This is a genomic window from Subtercola sp. YIM 133946 (assembly GCF_036553535.1).
Taxonomy (GTDB): Bacteria; Actinomycetota; Actinomycetes; order Actinomycetales; family Microbacteriaceae; genus Subtercola.
The window spans coordinates 1-814 of record NZ_JAZHPE010000014.1 but is presented as its reverse complement, the minus strand read 5'-3'; the positions used below and the strand labels follow the sequence as shown (position 1 = coordinate 814).

Here is an 814-nt window from a genome sequence, read left to right as displayed (position 1 = left end):
AGGTCAACGTGGACAATCTAGGTATTGATTTCGTATCGGAGCTGGTGGGTACTGCCCTGCTTGTGCTCCTCGGCACCGGCGTCGTCGCCAACGTGGCGCTGACCAAGACGAAGGGCTTCAACGGCGGGTTCCTGATGGTCAACATCGGCTGGGGCCTCGCGGTCTTCGCCGGCGTGATCGTCTCCTACGCCTCCGGCGCGCAACTGAACCCCGCGGTCACCCTCGGCCTCGTCGCGAACGGTGCGAAGACCTTCGGCGGAGCGTCCACCAGCGTCGACGTGAACGTCCTCACCGTCATCGCGTTCATCGGCGCGCAACTAATCGGCGCGATCATCGGCGCCGTGTTCACCTGGCTGGCCTACAAGCAGCACTTCGACGAAGAACCCGAACCCGCCAACAAACTCGGCGTGTTCTCCACCGGCCCCGCACTGCGCTCCTACGGCTGGAACCTGATCACCGAGATCATCGGCACCTTCGTGCTCGTGTTCGTCGTCATCGGCTTCGGCCGCAACGGCTCCGCCGCAGGACTCGCCTCCCTCGGCGCGCTGCCCGTCGCCCTGCTCGTGATCGGTATCGGCGCCTCCCTCGGTGGCCCGACCGGGTACGCCATCAACCCCGCCCGTGACCTCGGCCCCCGCATCGCGCACTTCATCCTGCCGATCAAGGGCAAAGGCTCCTCTGACTGGTCCTACTCCTGGGTACCCGTCGTCGGACCCATCATCGGCGGCGTCATCGCCGGCCTCGTCGCCGTACCACTCCTCCCCATCCTGACCTGACGCGCGGCGGCACCGGCGTCAGCGCCGGGTGGCCGCCA

Annotated in this window: 1 protein-coding gene; it reads left to right on the top strand. The window is 66.8% G+C overall.

The window, feature by feature from the left end; translation table 11 throughout:
• Positions 1-8 precede the first annotated feature (8 nt).
• Positions 9-776, top strand: coding sequence for an MIP/aquaporin family protein (locus V3W46_RS04565; RefSeq protein ID WP_331781910.1), 768 nt, complete (start codon positions 9-11; stop codon positions 774-776).
• Positions 777-814 lie beyond the last annotated feature (38 nt).